This is a genomic window from Streptomyces sp. NPDC002680 (assembly GCF_042889145.1).
Lineage (GTDB): Bacteria > Actinomycetota > Actinomycetes > Streptomycetales > Streptomycetaceae > Streptomyces > Streptomyces adonidis.
On the sequence record NZ_JBIAQP010000010.1, the window covers coordinates 18,572 to 33,217 of the forward strand.

A 14,646-nucleotide genomic window follows, 5' to 3' on the forward strand; every position below is an offset into this window, starting at 1 on the left:
GCCCCGGTTCGGTGGACTGTGGTGGACGCCTGAGCCCTCTGTGAGCGGCGGGGCGTCTCGGACGAGCAGCCACACTAGCGGCTGGGCAGCACAGCGGCCCGCCGCCTGTGGATAACCCACCCGCGACGGGCCGTTCGCTGCATCCTGCCTGCGTCCTGCCGAATTACGTGGAGCCCGGTGCCGTACGCCTCAGACGGCGGCCTTCTTCAGCCGGCGGCGTTCGCGCTCGGAGAGGCCGCCCCAGATGCCGAAGCGTTCGTCGTTCGCGAGGGCGTACTCGAGGCACTCGGAGCGGACCTCGCAGGCGAGGCAGACCTTCTTGGCCTCGCGGGTCGAGCCGCCCTTCTCGGGAAAGAAGGACTCGGGGTCGGTCTGGGCGCACAGCGCGCGCTCCTGCCAGCCGAGTTCCTCGTCCGCGTCGTCGACCAGCAGTTGCTGCACCGTCTCGGTCATGTGCGCCCCTCGTCCGTCTTTCGCGTCCCCGTGAGGTTGCCGTCAACCGATATCGGCCGAACGACACGAGTGAAATTACAAGTGTGCTGCTCCGGGCGAGTCAAGCCGAGATCTGCTATTGGGCCCCTTATTCACTCTGCGGAACCAAGGCCATGCGGAAAGTGTTCAAATCGGCATAAACCTTGACAGGCAGAGGAGGCCCCTGGAGGACGACCGCCCCGCGCACAGAGCCTGTACGGGAGAGGACGCCCAGAAGTTCGATCTCGTTCCGAGGTCGGTGCGCCTGGTTGTGCGCATGTGTCCCCGAAGGCGTACGCACAAACCTTTCACCGAGGAGATGAACCGGATGAGGTGAAACATGTCCCACATACCGGGCGTCGAGTTGACAGTGAAGGTGTGAACCGCTGTCCTTGTGGGCATGCTCGCGAACTTGGCACTCACCTCGACCCGCCCCGTGCGGTCCCTCGGTGCTGCCCCTGCTCGCTGTAGCTGTTGTTGCTGTCCCAGCTGTTGAGCCCAACGCGCTCCGGCTGCCTTTGAGTCCACCGCGACTCGGCTGCTGTTCCCCCCGAAGCCCACATCAGGGCTCTGTTTTTCCCGGCCTTCCCGCTCGCGACCCGGGCGGACGGCACGCGACACCCAGCCAGCCCCCACACTTCTCCCGCCGAGGACCTCCGCACTTCATGAACAGCGACAGCGACCTCCAGATCGCCGGCGACATCCTCGAAGTACCGCACCTCCTCCAGGCCCCGCGCGAGCACCCGGCCACCGTCGCCGACTTCGTCGGCCTGGCCCGCACCATCGCCGAGGACCGCTCCCAGTGGGCGCACCTCGTCCAGTACGACGCGACCTCGCGCTGGTACCACCGGCTGCGCACCGGCCCCGGGTACGAGGTGTGGCTGCTGTCCTGGGTCCCGGGCCAGGGCAGCGGGCTGCACGACCACGGCGGTTCGTCGGGCGTCCTGACGGTCCTGGACGGGCAGCTGACGGAGCGGACGGAGCGCGGCACGCGCGCGTTGCGTGCGGGCGCCCAGCGGGTGTTCGCCCCGGGGTACGTCCACGAGGTGGTCAACGACGCGCTCGAACCGGCCGTGAGCCTGCACGTCTACTACCCGGGCCTGACGGAGATGCCGATGCACGCGGCACGCTGCGCCCCGTCGGCCGCGGTGACCGGCTGACAGCGGGTCTCCGCGGCCGGCTCGGCGACCGGCCGACGCGTTGTCGTACCCGCCTGCCAGACTTGTCGGCATGCGCATTGTGGTTCTGGCAGGCGGCATCGGTGGTGCCCGGTTCCTGCGCGGTCTTCAGCGGGCCGTGCCGGACGCGGACATCACCGTCATCGGCAATACCGGCGACGACATTCACCTCTTCGGGCTGAAGGTCTGCCCCGACCTCGACACGGTGATGTACACCCTCGGCGGCGGCATCAACGAGGAGCAGGGCTGGGGGCGTACCGACGAGACCTTCCAGGTGAAGGAGGAGCTGGCGGCGTACGGCGTCGGGCCGGAGTGGTTCGGCCTCGGCGACCGGGACTTCGCCACGCACATCGTGCGGACGCAGATGCTCGGCGCGGGCTATCCGCTGAGCGCCGTCACCGAGGCGCTGTGCGACCGGTGGAAGCCCGGGGTGCGGCTCATCCCGATGTCCGACGACCGCGTGGAGACCCATGTCGCCGTCGAGGTGGACGGCGAGCGCAAGGCGGTCCACTTCCAGGAGTACTGGGTGCGGCTGCGGGCGTCCGTGCCGGCCGAGGCGATCGTGCCGGTCGGCGCTGAGCAGGCGAAGCCGGCGCCGGGGGTCCTGGAGGCGATCGCCGACGCCGACGTGATCCTCTTCCCGCCGTCCAACCCGGTGGTGTCCGTCGGCACGATCCTGGCCGTGCCCGGGATCCGCGAGGCGATCGCCGAGGCCGGGGTGCCCGTGGTTGGCCTCTCCCCCATCGTCGGGGACGCGCCCGTGCGCGGGATGGCCGACAAGGTGCTCGCGGCGGTCGGCGTGGAGGCCACGGCCGCGGCGGTCGCCGAGCACTACGGCTCGGGGCTGCTGGACGGCTGGCTCGTCGACACGGTCGACGCGGGTGCGGTGGAGCGGGTGGAGACGGCGGGCATCCGCTGCCGTGCCGTGCCGCTGATGATGACGGACGTGGAGGCGTCGGCGCAGATGGCGCGCGAGGCGCTCGCGCTGGCGGAGGAGGTGCGGGGCGCGTGAGCGGTGAGGTTTTCGGTGACGGTGGCGCGGTCGGTGACGGTGGTGCGGTCAGCGGCGGCGGCATTCTCGGTGGCGCGGTCAGTGGCAGCGGTACGGTCGGTGGCGGTGCCGATGGCGGGTACCGGGTGTGGGCCGTGGGCGGGCTGCCTGAGGTGCAGCCCGGGGACGATGTCGCGAAGCTGATCGCCGCCGCTGCCGGGCCCGGCCTGCTCGACGGGGACGTACTGCTCGTCACCTCGAAGATCGTGTCCAAGGCCGAGGGGCGGGTCGTGCGGGCGGTGGACCGGGAGGCCGCCATCGACGCCGAGACCGTACGGGTCGTCGCCCGGCGCGGGCCGCTGCGGATCGTGGAGAACCGGCAGGGGCTGGTGATGGCCGCGGCCGGCGTCGACGCCTCCAACACACCGTCCGGGACGGTCCTGCTGCTGCCCGAGGATCCCGACGCGTCCGCGCGGGCGATCCGGGACGGTCTGCGGGACGCCCTCGGCGTCAACGTCGGGGTCGTCGTGACCGACACCTTCGGGCGACCCTGGCGCGCGGGGCTCACGGACGTGGCGATCGGCGCCGCCGGCGTGCGGGTGCTCGACGATCTGCGCGGGGGCACGGACGCGTACGGCAATCCGCTCTCCGCGACGGTCGTGGCGACCGCCGACGAGCTGGCCGCCGCCGGGGACCTGGTCAAGGGCAAGGCCTCCGGGCTGCCCGTCGCCGTCGTACGCGGGCTGCCGCACGTCGTGGCCGACAGCGGTGAGGATGTAGGGGCGCGGGCTCTCGTGCGTGAGGCGCGCGACGACATGTTCCGGCTCGGTACGTCGGAGGCCGTACGGGAGGCGGTGACCCAGCGGCGTACGGTGCGGGCGTTCACGGACGAGCCCGTCGACCCCGGTGCGGTACGGCGGGCGGTCGCCGCCGCCGTGACCGCGCCCGCGCCTCATCACACGACGCCCTGGCGCTTCGTACTGCTGGAGTCGCAGCGGTCGCGGACCGAGCTGCTCGACGCCATGCGGGACGCCTGGATCGCGGATCTGCGGCGGGACGGGAAGAGCGAGGAGTCCATCGCGAAGCGGGTGCGGCGGGGTGAGGTGCTGCGGGGGGCGCCCTATCTCGTGGTGCCGTGTCTGGTGATGGACGGGTCGCACACGTACGGGGACGCGCGGCGGGACGGGGCCGAGCGGGAGATGTTCGTGGTGGCGACCGGGGCCGGGGTGCAGAACTTCCTTGTCGCGCTCGCCGGGGAGCGGCTCGGGTCGGCGTGGGTGTCGTCGACGATGTTCTGCCGGGATGTCGTGCGGGAGGTGCTGGGGTTGGAGGCCGGGTGGGATCCGATGGGGGCGATCGCGGTCGGGCATCCGACGGAGGCTCCGCGGGCTCGGGTGGATCGGGATGCGGGGGCGTTCATCGAGGTGCGGTGAGGTCGACCGAGGTGCGGTGAGCTTGTGGGGTTCGATTCCTCCGGTTAGGAACGGTTTTCGTGGCAGGACGGTTCGCTCCTCAGCAGCCTTCGCGGCCCACTCGTACGACCGTGCGGGGTGGGCATGTCGTGGTGCCTGGGGCAGGGTCCGGTGGGGTGCCTCGGCAGGCCGTTGCCTCGGGGGTCACCCGGACCTGGGTACCTGGTGTGCCGCTTGATCTCGGGCTCGTGCTGGGGCCGTTGCGGCGGGGGCCGGGGGATCCGACGTTCCGAGCCTCGTCGGACGGGTCCGTTTGGCGCGCCAGTCGTACGCCTGACGGGCCCGGGACCCTGCGGGTCGCGCTGCGGGACGGGGTCGTCCGGGGGGAGGCCTGGGGGCCCGGGGCCGCGTGGTTGCTGGAGCGGCTGCCCGGGTTGTTGGGGGCGGACGACGATCCCGAGGCGTTCGAGCCTCGGCACCGGGTTGTCGCGCTCGCTCGGCATCGGCGGCCGGGGTTGCGGCTGACTCGGACCGGGCTGGTCATGGAGTCGCTGATTCCGTCCGTGCTGGAGCAGAAGGTGACCACCGACGAGGCTTATCGGGCTTGGCGGTCGCTCGTGCGGAAGTTCGGGGAGCCCGCGCCTGGGCCCGAAGGCCTGCCCCAAGGGTTGTTCGTCGCGCCTGCGGCTCGGGACTGGGCTCTGATTCCGTCCTGGGAGTGGCATCGGGCCGGGGTCGACAACAAGCGGGCCTCGACGATTCTGCGGGCGGTTCGGGTCGCGGGGCGGCTGGAGGAGGCGGTGGGGCTGGATCCGGAGCGGGCCCGGGCTCGGCTGGAGGTGGTTCCGGGGGTGGGGCCCTGGACGTCTGCAGAGGTTGTGCAGCGGAGTCATGGGGCGGCGGATGCGGTGACTGTGGGGGATCTGCATCTGCCGGGGATCGTGGGGTTCGCGTTGGCGGGGGATCGGGATGCGGATGATGACGTGATGTTGTCGTTGCTGGAGCCGTATGCGGGGCAGCGGCATCGGGCGGCTCGGTTGATTCTGTTGAGTGGGCGGGTGCCGGGGCGGCGGGGGCCTCGGATGCGCAAGGGGGATATTGGGCGGCTTTGATCTCGCCCCCGCCGCCCCTACCCGTTCCCATCCTTCTGGGGGCTGCGCCCCCAGACCCCCCTGTCGGCCTGAACGGCCTCGTCCTCAAACGCCGGACGGGCTGAAAGTCCTACTGGTCCGACGAGAAGCGGAGCGCCCCCGCTGGGATTCTTGCGTCGCACCAGACCCGTACGCCCTCCCTGAGTTCGTTGTCGGCGCCGATGATCGCTCCGTCGCCGATCACCGTGCCCGTCAGGATCGAGCGTTCGCCTACTCGGGCCCTTGTGCCGATCAGGGAGTTGGTGATGACCGCGCCCGGTTCTACCACCGCGCCCGCCAGGATCGTGCTGCCCGAGACGCGTGCGCCCTCCGCCACGAACGCGCCCTCCCCAACCACCGTGCCGCCGGTCAGCTTGGCGTCGGGGGCCACTGTGGCCGAGGGGAGGATCAGACGGTCGCCGCAGCGGCCCGGGACCGCGGGGGACGGGGCTCGGCCCAGTACCAGGTCCGCTGAACCTCGTACGAAGGCCGCGGGAGTGCCCAGGTCCAGCCAGTACGTCGAATCCACCAGGCCCTGGAGGTGGGCGCCGATGGAGAGGAGTTTCGGGAACGTTTCTCTTTCCACCGAGACCGGGCGGCCCGCCGGGATCGTGTCGATGACCGAGCGGCGGAAGACGTACGCCCCCGCGTTGATCTGGTCGGTGACGATCTCCTCCGGGGTTTGGGGTTTCTCCAGGAAGGCTGTCACCCGGCCTGATTCGTCCGTCGGGACCAGGCCGTATGCCCTCGGGTCCGTTACTCGGGTGAGGTGCAGGGAGACGTCTGCCTCTGTCGACTCGTGGGTGCTCACCAAGGCCCTGATGTCCAGGCCCGTGAGGATGTCTCCGTTGAAGACCAGGACCGGGTCGTCGGGGGCGGAGTGCAGGCGCGAGGCCACGTTGCGGATCGCGCCGCCCGTGCCGAGGGGCTCGTCCTCGGTGACGTACTCCAGATGGAGGCCGAGGGACCCTCCGTCGCCGAAGTGGGGTTCGAAGACCTCGGCCAGGTACGAGGTGGCGAGGATGATGTGCTCCACCCCGGCCGCTCTCGCTCTCGCCAACTGGTGGGTGAGGAAGGGCACTCCGGCCGCAGGGACCATCGGTTTCGGGGTGTGCACGGTGAGCGGACGCAACCGGGTGCCCTTGCCGCCGACCAGGAGAATCGCTTCTGTCACCTGTCGTCCCTGCTTCCTGTTTTCTGACTTCCTGATTTCCTGATTTCCTGCCGGGGCCGACCGGATCATCGCGGTCGGTCGGCCGAAGTCCTCATCGGCCCTGGTACTTGGCCGCCGTCAGGCGCGCCGAGCCGAGCCTTCCGTAGAGCAGTCGGCCCGGGCACTCGGTGGCGAAGCCGTCCCGGTGGCCGGAGATCACGTTCAGTCGTACGTTCTTTCCCTTTGGGTAGAGATTGCCACCACCTGACTTCAGATATGTCTTTCCGTTCGGATTCGCCCCGAACAGGCCGAGCTTCCAGGCGGTGAGCCGCGCGATCGCCCCCACTGCCGCTTTGGACGGCTTGGAGCTGACGAAAGTTCCGAGGACGGCGATCCCCATGCTGTCCGTGTTGAACCCGAGCGTGTGTGCGCCCTTCACCGGCTTCGCCACGCCACCGGCGCGGCCCTCGTAGATGTTTCCGCACCGGTCGACGAGGAAGTTGTAGCCGATGTCCCGCCAGCCGCTGCTCAGCACGTGGTAGCGGTAGATGCCGCGGATGAGGGACGGGACCTGGGTGCACCAGTACTTGTTGCCCGAGGCCGTGTGGTGCACGAAGGCCGCCTTGACCTTCTTCGTGTAGACGAAGCCGCGTTCGCGCAGCTTCTCGTCGGCGCCCCAGCCGCGTCGGGTGACGATGCGCGGGCGCGGGCCGATGAACGGCTTCACCCGTAGCTCCCCCTGCTCACCCTGCTCCCTCTGAAGCAGGCGTGCCTCTTTCTCCGTCTGCTGTCTGTTCAGTGCCGGGATCTCGGTGGCGTACTCGGTCTGTGTCTCCGGCGCTCTCATGTCGCGCGTGCGTTGGCCTTCGGGCTCCGCCGGTGCCGTGCCCGGGTCCACCAGTTCGAGGCGCAGGCCCGCGGGGAGGGGCTCGCGGGCGCCCGTCGTGCGGCCCTCGCCGTCCGCCCGTACGCGGACCTCCACGCCGTCCGAGTCGCCCACCCACAGCGGTGCCGTGGAGCCCCGGACCCGGCCCGAGGAGCGTTCGGCCGTGTCGGGGTCGGCCGCGTGGTCGTGGTTGTGCGTCTCGACGTCCTGCCAGCCGGACCAGTGGTCGCCGCCGGCCTCCCGGGTACGGACCTCGACACGGCCGTACAGCTCGGTGTCCGGGTTGTCCCAGATGACGCCGACGAGCGAGAAGCGGCGTACGTCCGGACGGTACAGGCCCTGTTCGGCGGCCGCGCCGAGGATGCGGTCGCCGGGGCGGGGGGCCAGCGGGAGCGACTGAGTGCTGCCGGGGACGGCGGGGGCCACCGCTGCCGGTCTCGCCTCGGCGGGTCTCGCCGTGGCCGAGGCCGGGGTTGTGGGCAGGGTCAAGGGGAGCGCCAGGGCGGTTGCACACGTGACGCCGATCGAGGAAGCAAGATACCTACGCATGCCCCTGATCCTGGACATAGTCATACATATCTGTCCAACGATGAACTGACGGTCCGTCTGGCGTGTCGGCCCGAACCGGGGCCCCGGAGGGCGGCTCGCACCCCTGGCCACGCGTACCCTTGCGCGGGTGAACGCCACCGACCGCACCCCTGCCGACCTGCTGCGTTCCGCGCTTGCCGCGGACCCCGCGCGCCCCCTGGTGACCTTCTACGACGATGCCACGGGCGAACGTGTCGAATTGTCCGTGGCCACCTTCGCCAATTGGGTGGCCAAGACCGCGAATCTCCTCCAGGGCGAGCTGTCCGCCGAGCCCGGTGACCGGGTCGCGCTGCTGCTGCCCGCGCACTGGCAGACGGCGGTATGGCTGCTGGCGTGTTCGTCGGTGGGGGTCGTCGCGGACATGGGGGGCGAGGCTTCCGTCGCCGACATCGTCGTCAGCGGGCCGGACACGCTGGACGCGGCGCGGGCGTGTTCCGGTGAGCGGGTCGCGCTCGCGCTGCGGCCGTTGGGCGGGCGGTTTCCGCAGGCTCCGGACGGCTTCGCCGACTACGCGGTGGAGGTGCCGAGTCAGGGGGACCGGTTCGTGCCGTACGCGCCCGTGGATCCGGAGGCGGCGGCGTTGATCGTCGCCGGGGCGGAGTTCACGGGGGCGGAGGTTGTGGAGCGGGCCGGGGCCGATGCGGTGGGGTTCGGGTTGACTGGGCCTGGGTCTCGGTTGTTGTCGGGGCTGGGGTACGACACGTGGGAAGGGGTCAGTGCGGGGTTGTACTCGCCGCTTGCCACCGGGGGGTCCGTTGTTCTGTGCCGGCATCTGGAGCGGGTGTCCGAGGGTGTCGTTGCCAAGCGGGTTGAGGATGAGCGGGTTTCGGCTACTCGCCGGGCGTGAGGTCGTTTTTTGGCTGCCCGCCGGTGGGGGCTTGTCGCGCAGTTCCCCGCGCCCCTGGGTGGGTGTCCTCGCCCGGCGTTCATAGGACGACCGGGGTTTGGCTGCTCGCCGGGCGTGAGGTTGTTCTTTGGCTGCCCGCCGGTGGGGGCCTGTCGCGCAGTTCCCCGCGCCCCTGGGTGGGTGCCCTCGCCCGGCGTTCATAGGACGACCGGGGTTTGGCTGCTCGCCGGGCGTGAGGTCGTTTTTTGGCTGCCCGCCGGTGGGGGCCTGTCGCGCAGTTCCCCGCGCCCCTGGGTGGGTGCCCTCGCCCGGCGTTCATTCGTTCGGCCTACTTGTGGCGGGTCGGGAAAGGGGACCGGGAGTACGGGCGGGGCTCCGGGGCCGAGCGGTCGGAGGCGACCGTGCTGTTGCGTCTCGCCGCCGGTCGGTGCAGTGTCACCGCGATGTTCCTGCCGGGCGATCCGATGGTGGACGTACCGAGTTGCCTGCGGCCGGGCGGGAGTCGGGGCGAGCCCGCGGCTTCAAGGACATCGTCGATGCCGTCGACGGGGTCGAGGTGTGTCTCGCGCGGTATGCGCGGCATCCCTGCCGAACGTGTGCGGCTTGTGGAGCCGGACGCCGGGCGGGTGTTCGCGCGGCCGTGGTCCGACGTACCGGTCGCCGTCGCGGGGGAAATCCCGGTTCAGGGTGATTCCGTCGTACAAAGCAGTGAAGTGCAACACAATTCTGGATACGAGTTCGAGGCGGACTCCGCCGGCAAGCGGCCCGGAAGGTCGCCGTCCGCCCAACTCCCCACCCCTGCCCCCGTACCCACTTTTCGCGGGAACACGGCCGCCCAGGACGCCTGCGGGTAAAGCGATTGCCAAGTCGGCGAACTTTAGTTCAAAGAATTGGGTGGATTGCCCGGTTGTAGGGACGTGGAATTTGTCACCGTCGTCGCTTGACGCCCAACTGGACGGATAGTGTGAGCGATCCGGTGCGTCAGGACGAGTGTCGTGTGCACACCGGAGACCGAGACCCGAGCGCCTTTGGAGGGGGAAAGGCGCCGCGTGGCCCCGACGGAGGATTCAGACAACCGTGGACGCGCAAGGCCGTGGGCGGGCGGACGACATCGACCCCGCAGACCAGTGGGTGCTCAACCCGAGCACTGGCGAATACGAACTGCGACTGACTCCCTCCGCACCGCAATCAGCGGTCCCGGGACCTCGTCGAGCCACACCCGCCAACGCGGGTGCGGTACGCGGGCGTTCGGCGGCACCGGAGCGGGAGCAGGACCGAGAGACGCACGGCGTGCCCGGGTCACCCGGGCAGGTGCCGCCGCCGAGAAGGCGGCGGGGTGCGCCGGAGCCTGAGGACCCGCTGCCTGGGCGGCGGCGTTCGCGTGCCCCGCAGAAGAAGAAGTCGAAGGCCAAGAAGGCGCTGCTCTGGACGGGCGGGACCATGGCCTTCGTCCTGGTGGCCGCCACGACGGCCGGCTACTTCTATCTCAAGCACCTCGAGGGCAACGTCACGACGACCGACGTCGGTACGGCGGCCAAGGACGGCTTCAGCAAGGACGAGGCCTTCAACATCCTGATCATCGGTACGGACAAGCGCACCGGTGCGGGCAACGAGAAATACGGCGACGCGGGCAGCGTCGGGCACGCGGACACGACGATCCTGCTGCACGTCTCCAAGGACCGGACGAACGCGACCGCGCTCAGCATTCCGCGTGACCTCATCGTCGACGTCCCGGACTGTCCGACCGTGCAGGAGGACGGGTCCGAGAAGATCATCTCCGGTACCCAGGGTGTCCGCTTCAACACCAGCCTCGGGCAGGACGGGCGCGACCCGGGCTGCACCATGCGCACCGTGAAGGAGGTCACCGGTATCTCGCCGGACCACTTCATGATGGCCGACTTCAACGCCGTGAAGACGCTGACGACGGCGGTGGGCGGGGTCGAGGTCTGTGTGGAGAACGCCGTCAACGACAAGGAGTCCAAGCTGAAGCTGCCGGCTGGGAAGTCGACGGTCGAGGGGGAGCAGGCGCTCGCCTTCGTCCGTACGCGGCACAGCTTCGGCAACCAGGGCGACCTGGACCGGATCAAGGTGCAGCAGCAGTTCCTCAGCTCGCTGATGCGCAAGATGGCCTCCAGCGACACCCTGACCAACCCGGCCAAGCTGCTGAAGATCGCCAACGCGGCCACCAAGGCGCTGACCGTGGACACCGGTCTCGGCAAGGTCTCCACGCTCAAGGACGTGGCGCTTGAGCTGAAGAAGGTGCCGACGAAGAACATCACCTTCATGACCGTGCCGGTGATCGACACCCCGGGGGAGGTGGTCCGGGCGACGGTCACCGTCGGCCCCACGGCCCAGTCGGTGTTCGACGCGATCAGCAACGACGTGTCGTTCACGGCGGTCAAGCAGCAGAAGGCGAAGGAGGCGGCCGCCGTCGCCGCCCGCCTCAAGGGCACCAAGTCCGCGGCCGCCGACGTACGGGTGCGGATCCTGAACGGCGGTGCCCCGTCCGGCTCCGCACAGGAGACTCTTAACTATCTGCAGAATGATGAGGGCGTGTCCAAGTCCGAGAACGCGGGCAACGCCTCGGCGGAGCTTGCGAAGACGACGTTGGAGTACGCGCCCGACCAGGCCGACCAGGCCCGGCGACTGGCCGCCATCATGGGGCTGTCCGGTTCGGCGATGAAGCCCGGAAAGAGTGTGACGAACTCCCAGGGGCTGCCCACCATGACGCTGACCCTGGGCAAGGACTTCAAGGGGGCCGGCGTCTCGCTCACCGCGCCGGCGAAGGCACCGACCGTGGAGGGGCAGTCCACGGCGGACAAGGTGCAGTGCGCCAGCTGAGGACACCGATCGACTGAGTACGCCGATCGAAGAATTGGGCGTCTGCGCCAGTTGTTTTGGGTGCGCCGGTTGACCTGACAGGCCTGCCTTGCGTCTTACCGGACGCAAGGCAGGCCTGTTCGACGGCGCAAGGGTGGGGAGGCAGGGGAATGACACAGAGCAGTGTGCACGGGGAGGGGACGCGATCGGGCGTCCGGCCTGCTCGGGTTCCGGGGCAGCGGGACGGCTCGCACGAGCAGCAGGAGGCGGACTCCGGGGACGGGGGCGGCGGCTCGGCCGGCGGCAGCGGTGGCGGCGGTGACCGTCCGGGGGGAAGACCGCGGCGGCCCGGCAAGCGCAAGGTGCTGCGCTGGTCGGCGATGACGCTGGCGGTGCTGATACTCGGCACGGCCGGCGCCGGATACCTCTACTACGAGCATCTGAACAGCAACATCCAGAAGGGCAAGCGCAGCAGCGGCGACTCGAAGGCGCAGAAGACCGAGCCCAACGCGGCCGGGCAGACTCCGCTGAACATCCTGCTGATCGGCTCGGACAGCCGTAGCTCCGACGCCAACGTCTCGCTGGGCGGCGGCAAGGCCAACCGCGGCAACCCGCCGCTGGGCGACGTCCAGATGCTGATCCATCTCTCCGCCGACCGCAAGAGCGCGGCCGTGGTGAGCATCCCGCGCGACACCCGGGTCGACATCCCGAAGTGCACGGACCCCGACACGGGGGAGACGTTCGCGGCGACCAACGACATCATCAACACCTCGCTGGCCCGGGGTGGCGCCGGCTGCACGCTGGCCACCTGGCAGAACCTCACCGGGGTCTACATCGACCACTGGATGACGATCGACTTCGCGGGCGTCGTGAAGATGGCCGACGCCATCGGCGGTGTCGAGGTGTGTGTGAAGCAGAACGTGTGGGACCACGCGCTGCCCGGCGTACCGGGCGGCTCGGGGCTCAAGCTCAAGGCCGGCAAGCAGAAGGTCGAGGGCAAGTCGGCGCTGCAGTGGCTGCGTACCCGGCACGCCTTCTACAGCGACCTGGGGCGGGCCAAGGCCCAGCACATGTACATGAACTCGATGATCCGCACGCTGAAGTCGCAGAACGTCTTCACGGACGCGCCGCGGCTGACGAGTCTGGCCGAGGCGGCCACCAAGTCCCTGACGGTGTCTGAGGAGTTGGGCACGGTCAAGGAGCTGTACGACCTGGGCATGCAGCTCAAGTCGGTGCCGACCGACCGCATCACGATGACGACGATGCCGACCGTCGTGGACCCGCAGAACCCGAATCATCTGGTGGCGGCCGAGGCCGACGCCGAGACGATGTGGACGATGCTCCGCGACGACATCTCCTTCGACGACAAGGGCGGCGCCACGGCGACCAAGGCCCCGACGGCCTCGCCCTCGGCGACGGCTTCGACGGACCCGGCCGCCGCTCCCGGAAAGATCGGCGTCCTCGTGCAGAACGGCACCCGGACGGCCACGCTCGCCGCGGTGAGCGGCCGGGCGAGCAGCATCAGCGGGATCCTCGCGGGCAAGGGCTTCACGAACGCGGCGGCGGACCGGTCGGCATCGTTGTCGGTCGACAAGACGGTCGTGTACTACCCGAGCGCCGACCTCGCGGGCGACGCCCAGCTCGTCGCCAAGTCCCTGGGGATTCCGACGAGTTCGGTGAAGAAGTCGACGGACGTCTCCGGTGTGACGGTGACCGTGGGCGCCGACTGGCGCGAGGGCACGGCGTATCCGAAGCAGACCGCGCCGAAGGCGGGCCAACTGCCCGACACGGCCGACGCGGTGGTGGGTTCGGACACCAGCGCGTGCATGGAGGTGTACTCGCCCTACCGCTGGTAGGGGTACATGAGTCGGGGCCCGCGGTCAGATGACCGCGGGCCCCAACTCGTTGTGGTTCAGGCTTAGTTCGAATTCGCGCTCGCGTTCGCGCCGTCCAGTACCGCCGGGCGGCGGGCCGCGATCACCTTCCTGGCAAGGGACTTGGGGCTGGTGAGGAAGCCCCAGCCCCAGCACATGTGCATGGTGGCGAGGGCGACGGGGATCTGCAGCCGGGCCTTCAGCGAGAGCCCCTTGCCCGCAGGGACCGAGCCCGCCGTGATCGCCGCGAGGTAGCCGCCGGGCACCAGGAAGGCCCACGGCGTCAGTACGGCGCCCAGCAGCACGCCCGCCGCTATCGCGCACAGGGCGGTGGGCGGGGCGAGGTAGCGCAGGTTGATGGAGCCCTCGTGGTAGCGGGCCACGACATGGCGCCAGCGGCCGTAGTCCTTGTACTGCTTGGCCAGCGCGCGCACGGAGGGCCTCGGGCGGTACGACACCCGCAGCTCGGGCGAGAACCAGATGAGGCCGCCCGCCTCCCGGATCCGGAAGTTCAGCTCCCAGTCCTGGGCGCGGATGAACTCCACGTTGTAGCCGCCCTGTTGTTCGAGGGCGGCGCGCCTGAAGACCCCGAGGTACACGGTCTCGGCGGGCCCGGCCGTGCCCCCCGTGTGGAAGGCGGCGTTGCCGACCCCGATCTTCGAGGTCATCGCGGCGGCGACCGCGTCCTCCCAGGCGTTCTCGCCCTCGGCGTGCATGATGCCGCCGACGTTCTGCGCGCCGGTCTCGTCGAGGAGCCGGACGGCGGTCGCGATGTAGTCCGGCGAGAGCATGCCGTGTCCGTCGACGCGTACGACGACGGGGTGGCGGGAGGCCTTGATCGCGGCGTTCAGCGCGGCGGGCGTACGGCCGGTGGGGTTGGGGACGGTATGGACACGCTTGTTCGTGCCGGCCGTTTCCCGTACCAGCTCGGCGGCGATCTCGTCCGTGCGGTCCGTGGACGGACCGAGGGCGATCACGACCTCCATCTCGCCGGCGTACTCCTGGGCGAGGATCGCTTGGACGGCTCCGCGCAGATGCCGCTCCTCGTTGAGGACGGGCATGATCACGGACACGGCGGGCAGCTGCACGTCGGGCTTGGCGTTCATAGGGGGCTCACGTTACCGCGAACGGGGGACACCGACGCGCGCCGCCCGCTCCCTGAGCCGGGCCGCAGATCGTATGGGCCTACGGTGCTCGCGGATCCCACGTTCGGCCCCACTCCCCCGGCCAGCAGCCTTCGCGGAGGTGTCCCCCATGCCCGCATCCCCCGGTTCCCCACAGCGCCGGCCACGGCCG

General features: G+C 70.0%; 12 protein-coding genes. 7 read left to right on the plus strand and 5 right to left on the minus strand.

Annotated elements, in window-relative coordinates; genetic code table 11:
* Positions 1–189: 189 nt before the first annotated feature.
* Positions 190–453, minus strand: coding sequence for a WhiB family transcriptional regulator (locus ACFYXF_RS25750; protein WP_010034659.1), 264 nt, complete (start codon positions 451–453; stop codon positions 190–192).
* Between the two features lie 683 nt (positions 454–1,136).
* On the opposite strand from ACFYXF_RS25750, the gene ACFYXF_RS25755 reads away from it, so the two are divergent.
* The 4 genes from ACFYXF_RS25755 (at position 1,137) to ACFYXF_RS25770 (ending at position 5,164) form a co-directional block, all read left to right on the plus strand.
* The gene (locus ACFYXF_RS25755; RefSeq protein WP_235478205.1) at positions 1,137–1,631 is read left to right on the plus strand and encodes a cysteine dioxygenase family protein; all 495 of its coding nucleotides are present in this window, start codon (positions 1,137–1,139) and stop codon (positions 1,629–1,631) included.
* 70 nt (positions 1,632–1,701) lie between these two features.
* On the plus strand, positions 1,702–2,661 hold the full coding sequence (cofD, locus tag ACFYXF_RS25760) for a 2-phospho-L-lactate transferase (protein ID WP_389352713.1): 960 nt from the start codon (positions 1,702–1,704) through the stop codon (positions 2,659–2,661).
* A gap of 62 nt (positions 2,662–2,723) precedes the next feature.
* The gene (locus tag ACFYXF_RS25765) at positions 2,724–4,073 is read left to right on the plus strand and encodes a coenzyme F420-0:L-glutamate ligase (protein WP_389353312.1); all 1,350 of its coding nucleotides are present in this window, start codon (positions 2,724–2,726) and stop codon (positions 4,071–4,073) included.
* A 59-nt stretch (positions 4,074–4,132) separates the two neighbouring features.
* Positions 4,133–5,164 carry a DNA-3-methyladenine glycosylase family protein gene (locus ACFYXF_RS25770; RefSeq protein WP_389352715.1) on the plus strand — a complete coding sequence of 344 codons (1,032 nt, stop codon included), beginning with the start codon at positions 4,133–4,135 and terminating at the stop codon, positions 5,162–5,164.
* A 109-nt stretch (positions 5,165–5,273) separates the two neighbouring features.
* On the opposite strand, the gene ACFYXF_RS25775 is transcribed toward ACFYXF_RS25770, so the two are convergent.
* A complete protein-coding gene (locus tag ACFYXF_RS25775; protein ID WP_389352717.1) occupies positions 5,274–6,356 on the minus strand; it encodes a sugar phosphate nucleotidyltransferase in 1,083 nt (360 codons plus the stop codon).
* 91 nt (positions 6,357–6,447) lie between these two features.
* Positions 6,448–7,788 carry a peptidoglycan recognition protein gene (locus ACFYXF_RS25780; protein ID WP_389352719.1) on the minus strand — a complete coding sequence of 447 codons (1,341 nt, stop codon included), beginning with the start codon at positions 7,786–7,788 and terminating at the stop codon, positions 6,448–6,450.
* A 109-nt stretch (positions 7,789–7,897) separates the two neighbouring features.
* Between ACFYXF_RS25780 and ACFYXF_RS25785 the strand changes: the two genes are divergently transcribed.
* Positions 7,898–8,656 (plus strand): TIGR03089 family protein, encoded by a 759-nt coding sequence (locus tag ACFYXF_RS25785; protein WP_389352721.1) that lies wholly within the window; start codon positions 7,898–7,900, stop codon positions 8,654–8,656.
* 328 nt (positions 8,657–8,984) lie between these two features.
* Here the strand turns inward: ACFYXF_RS25785 and ACFYXF_RS25790 are convergent, their stop codons facing one another.
* Positions 8,985–9,239: a hypothetical protein gene (locus tag ACFYXF_RS25790; protein WP_389352723.1), complete on the minus strand. Its 255-nt coding sequence runs from the start codon at positions 9,237–9,239 to the stop codon at positions 8,985–8,987.
* Positions 9,240–9,733: 494 nt separating this feature from the next.
* Between ACFYXF_RS25790 and ACFYXF_RS25795 the strand changes: the two genes are divergently transcribed.
* Both ACFYXF_RS25795 and ACFYXF_RS25800 read left to right on the plus strand, forming a co-directional pair.
* Positions 9,734–11,497, plus strand: a complete 1,764-nt coding sequence (locus ACFYXF_RS25795) for an LCP family protein (RefSeq protein WP_389352724.1) — start codon at positions 9,734–9,736, stop codon at positions 11,495–11,497.
* Positions 11,498–11,646: 149 nt separating this feature from the next.
* The gene (locus tag ACFYXF_RS25800) at positions 11,647–13,332 is read left to right on the plus strand and encodes an LCP family protein (RefSeq protein WP_389352726.1); all 1,686 of its coding nucleotides are present in this window, start codon (positions 11,647–11,649) and stop codon (positions 13,330–13,332) included.
* Between the two features lie 62 nt (positions 13,333–13,394).
* Here ACFYXF_RS25800 and ACFYXF_RS25805 read toward each other — a convergent pair whose 3' ends face one another.
* A complete protein-coding gene (locus tag ACFYXF_RS25805; RefSeq protein ID WP_389352728.1) occupies positions 13,395–14,456 on the minus strand; it encodes a glycosyltransferase family 2 protein in 1,062 nt (353 codons plus the stop codon).
* Between the last annotated feature and the right edge of the window lie 190 nt (positions 14,457–14,646).